The 4,266-nt window shown below is 68.7% G+C and carries 5 protein-coding genes; 3 read left to right on the top strand and 2 right to left on the bottom strand.

From position 1 onward, the window contains the following. Positions 1 to 158 precede the first annotated feature (158 nt). A complete protein-coding gene (locus QK444_RS33285; protein WP_228808054.1) occupies positions 159 to 347 on the bottom strand; it encodes a hypothetical protein in 189 nt (62 codons plus the stop codon). Positions 348 to 450: 103 nt separating this feature from the next. Then, a complete protein-coding gene (locus QK444_RS33280; RefSeq protein WP_282786008.1) occupies positions 451 to 1,473 on the bottom strand; it encodes an AraC family transcriptional regulator in 1,023 nt (340 codons plus the stop codon). A gap of 70 nt (positions 1,474 to 1,543) precedes the next feature. Here QK444_RS33280 and QK444_RS33275 point away from each other — a divergent pair, with 70 nt between their 5' ends. The 3 genes from QK444_RS33275 to QK444_RS33265 all read left to right on the top strand — a co-directional run bounded on the left by QK444_RS33275 (position 1,544) and on the right by QK444_RS33265 (position 4,194). After that, on the top strand, positions 1,544 to 3,061 hold the full coding sequence (locus QK444_RS33275) for an NAD(P)/FAD-dependent oxidoreductase (protein ID WP_282786007.1): 1,518 nt from the start codon (positions 1,544 to 1,546) through the stop codon (positions 3,059 to 3,061). A gap of 106 nt (positions 3,062 to 3,167) precedes the next feature. After that, positions 3,168 to 3,716, top strand: a complete 549-nt coding sequence (locus tag QK444_RS33270) for an Rv3235 family protein (RefSeq protein WP_282786006.1) — start codon at positions 3,168 to 3,170, stop codon at positions 3,714 to 3,716. Positions 3,717 to 3,858: 142 nt separating this feature from the next. Next, a complete protein-coding gene (locus tag QK444_RS33265; RefSeq protein WP_029926580.1) occupies positions 3,859 to 4,194 on the top strand; it encodes an Lsr2 family protein in 336 nt (111 codons plus the stop codon). Positions 4,195 to 4,266 lie beyond the last annotated feature (72 nt).

The following is a 4,266-nucleotide window of genomic DNA, read 5'->3' as shown; positions in this document are numbered from 1 at the left end:
CGTGCGGGCGACCGGGCTACGCTGGCGCAAACCCATCGCGGCGGGCCGCACCGTCACCGCGACCGTCGACACTCCCGACGGTCGCGGCATCGCGGAACTCGATTTCGCCGAGCACGGCACCCGCGTGCAGGCGGCGCGAATCTACCTGGCGCGCTGAATCACCGCTTCGCTCCGACGATCTCGTTCACCACGTCGGTGCCGGTGAAGGTGCTGCCCCCGGCGGTGCCCACCACTCTGCCGTGCACCGCGATCAACCACTGCCCGCAGACGCAGCGCAGATAGCGCACACCACGGTGACCGGAGACGGCGGAAGCGGGCGAGGGCCAGGAGCAGGAGGGGCAATTCACCCTTCCCATCCTTATCGGAAAACTTCCAGCGAAGATCGACGACACGCGTCCGTATGCGAACTGTGTTGGTATTCCGCCGTGTTTGTCCGATCCACCGCGTGACTCACGATCGCGGTCCGCGACTTCCGCTGCGCCGCACCGTCGTCGGCGTCACGCCCCACCAGCGTCGGCAGCAACGAGTGAAAACGGCCTGTTCCGACAGACCGATCAGCGAGGCCACCTGGCTCATCGGCATATCCGTGGTGGTGAGATACCGGCGGGCCTCCGCCCGGCGCACCTCGTCGAGAATGGCGGCGAACGAGGTGCCCTCCGCCGCCAGCCGCCGTTGCAGCGTGCGCGGATGCACCGTCAGAAGTCGCGCCACCGCGCCGATTTCGGGTGCGGCCGTGCCGAGCAGCCGCTGTACCGCGGCCCGTACCCGCGGTGCGATCTCGGTGCCCGCGCCGCCGGTGAGTTCGGCCAGGAAGGCCATGGCCAGCCGGTGCAGATGGGCATCCCCGCCCGAGAGCGGCCGGGTGGCAAGGCTGCTGGGCACGCGCAGCAGTGCGGCCGGGCGCTCGATCCGCACCGGTGCGCCGAAGAACTCCTCGTACACCGACAGCGGTGCGGCGGGCCGATACGGCAACTCCACCGAGCGCAGGCCGTACCGCTCCGTCGCCAGCCGCTGCAGGATGGTGTGGTGCACGAAGGCCAGTCCGAGGTCGGTGCCCTGCACCGGGCTCGGCGTGCCGGGCGGCACGCCGTAGCGCAGGGCGATCACCCGCTCATCCCCGTACGGGTCCGGTTCCACCGTCAGGCTCAGCGCGCGGGCGTGCACGAACAGATAGCGGGCGGTGCAGTTCATGACATCGGCGAGGGTGGGGGAGTTGCCGATGGCCAGGGCCAGCGGGCCGAGCATGGCCAGATCCTGGCGGCGGGAGATGCGCAGGCCCAGGTCGGGGCAGCGCAGCCGATGCGCGGCCAGTTCCAGCACCGCGCCCACCGCGTAGTCGGAGACCAGCAGGTCGTCGGTGTCGAGAGCGGTGACGGGCAGCCCGCAGGCGCGCGCGAATTCCTCGGCGTCGCCGCCGAGTTCCGCGACCGTGGCGCGGAAGCCGCGCAATCCGGCGGACCTGATGACCGACATGTCGTTCAGGATCAAATACTTGTCGCGCACAGTCAAGAAGCGGGGGAGGGGCGGCCCCAGACTGGAGATCATGAGTGAGCGCACAACCGAACGGGTCGAGCACCTCGACGTGGTGATCGTGGGCGCGGGACTGTCCGGAATCGGAGCGGCCTACCGCCTGCGGACCGAGCACCCGGACCGCAGCTACGCCGTCCTCGAGGCCCGCGAGACACTGGGCGGCACCTGGGATCTGTTCCGCTACCCGGGTATCCGCTCCGACTCGGATATGTTCACCCTCGGCTACCCCTTCAAGCCCTGGCGCGATGCCCAGTCCATCGCCGACGGGCCGTCCATCCTGCGCTACATCACCGAGACCGCCACCGAGAACGGCATCGACCGGCATATTCGCTACGGCACCAAGGTCGTTGCCGCCGAATGGGACAGCGCCGCCGCCCGCTGGACGCTCACCCTGGAGCACCGCGACGGCGGGCGCGCCGAACTCACCTGTGGATTCCTCTACTCCTGCTCCGGCTACTACGACTACGACCGCGGCCACGCACCCGAGTTCCCCGGTATCGACGACTTCGCGGGCCGGGTCGTGCACCCGCAGTTCTGGCCCGAGGACTTGGATTACACCGGGCAGCGGGTCGTGGTGATCGGCAGCGGCGCCACCGCCGTCACCCTGGTTCCGGCCATGGCCGAGCGGGCCGAGCGGGTGACCATGCTGCAACGCTCACCGACCTGGATCTCCGCGGTGCCGGGCCGGGACAAGGTGGCCGACCGGCTGCGCGCCCTGCTGCCGCCACGGTTGGCGCACCGCGTCATCCGCACCAAGAACATTCTGTTCGGCATCGGCTTCTACCAGTACTGTCGTCGTCGTCCGGAGGCCGCGCGCAAGCTGCTCACCGGGCTGACCACGCGCATCCTGAAGGACGAGCGGTTGGTCGCCGAGCACTTCACGCCCGACTACGATCCGTGGGATCAGCGGCTGTGCGCGGTGCCCAACGCCGATTTCTTCAAGGCCATGCGCAAGGGCAGGGCGGAGGTGGTCACCGATCACATCGAAACCTTCGTGCCCGAGGGGATTCGGCTGCAGTCGGGCCGGGTGCTCGAAGCCGATGTGGTGGTCACCGCCACCGGACTGCGGCTGCTGGCCTTCGGCGGCATCGACCTCACCGTGGACGGTGAACCGGTGCGTCTGAGCGAGCGCTTCGTCTGGCAGGGCACCATGCTCACCGGCGTCCCCAATTTCGCGGTGTGCATCGGATACACCAACGCCTCCTGGACGCTGCGCGCCGACCTCACCTCGCGCCTGGTGTGCAAGGTGCTGTCGTATATGGATCGCCACGGCTTCGCCGCCGTGGCGCCGCATGCCGACGGCCCGCTTGCCGAGCGACCGCTGCTGGATCTGGCATCCGGGTACATTCAGCGCTCCATCGGGGACTTTCCGCGCCAGGGCGACCGGCATCCGTGGCGGGTGCGGCAGAACTATCTGCTCGATGTCGCCACCACGCTGCGCACGGATCTGGGCAGGACACTGCGGCCGCACCCGGGAGCCGAGTGCGCGAAGCCGGCGCTGTCGGGGCGAGCCGCGCTCAACACGCCGTGAATGCTCGTCAGGCCGGTGATCAGGTCCTTTACGGAGCTGTCGGACCGTGCGATGCTGGCGCAATCGCATCGCGCGGGAATCCACCGGTGAATGGGGGAGCGGGCATATGGCATTTCGAGGCCGGTATCTGTCCCCGGCGCCCGATCCGGAGCCGCCGCTGACGCCCTGCTGCGCACATGTGACGCTCGACGCCCAATCCCCGCCGCCGTGTCGGAATCGGGTGGCCCGCAATGACACCCGGACGGCGCGCAATGATGCCCGCGCGCTGGGCCCGGGGCTGGAACGGGTGGTGCGCGGCACGCATCCGGAAATTGCCGCGAGCGAAGTCGAAGTTTGTTCCGGGGCACGGAATTTCGCATGGCGGACGGTGCAGTTCGCCGTGGAAGTGCTGGACGGTCGCCGACCGGTCGCACAACTGGCCGCGGTCGCCGATTCCGGGGTGGTGGCGGCCGTGCGCACCCTGGTGGGCGCGCGGCTGGTGCCGGGCCGCTCGCTCGGCACGGCGGTGCTGACCAGGGTCGATGTAGTGATGGTCGATGCCGTGCACGCCGAGGTGTACGCCGCCTACGACCGCGGTGCCCGGCATTTCGCCCTGGCCGCCCGCATTGCCCGTGGTCGGCGCGGTTGGCGGATGACCGCATTCCGGGTGCGGTGACGCCGCGCGGCTCCTACCCGGCTGCCCGGTAATAGCCGAATAGCCTGATGGTTGCGAATTCCAATCGCGCCGGGTTTGAATTCTATCCGTCCCGGGCATAATATTTCCGGCGAAAAGCGGCATCAACGTGAAAGGGCAGTCCATGGCGAAGAAAGTCACCGTGACTCTGGTCGACGACTACGACGGCGAATCGAAGGCCGATGAAACCGTCTATTTCTCGCTGGACGGCATGGACTACGAGATCGACCTGTCGCTGAAGAACGCCGGTAAGCTGCGCGGGTCGCTGGAGCAGTGGACCGAGAAGGCTCGCAAGGTCGGCCGTTCCAAGCGGAAGGGTACGAGCGGCAAGACCCGTCCCGCGGTGGATCGGGAGGAGAGCACCGCGATCCGCGAATGGGCGCGGGCCCAGGGCCATCAGGTCTCCTCGCGTGGCCGTATCCCGGCGGAGATCGTCGAGGCGTACCACAAGGCGAAGTAAAAGCCGGTCCGGAAATCCGGAACTCCGGAATTCGGCCAGCGCCGGTGATCCCGCAGCCGGTAACCCGCGCGC

The sequence above is a fragment of the Nocardia sp. CC201C genome (assembly GCF_030010695.1).
Classification (GTDB): Bacteria; Actinomycetota; Actinomycetes; order Mycobacteriales; family Mycobacteriaceae; genus Nocardia; species Nocardia otitidiscaviarum.
Note: the sequence above shows the minus strand (reverse complement) of the source record. Positions and strands in the feature narration are given on the sequence as shown.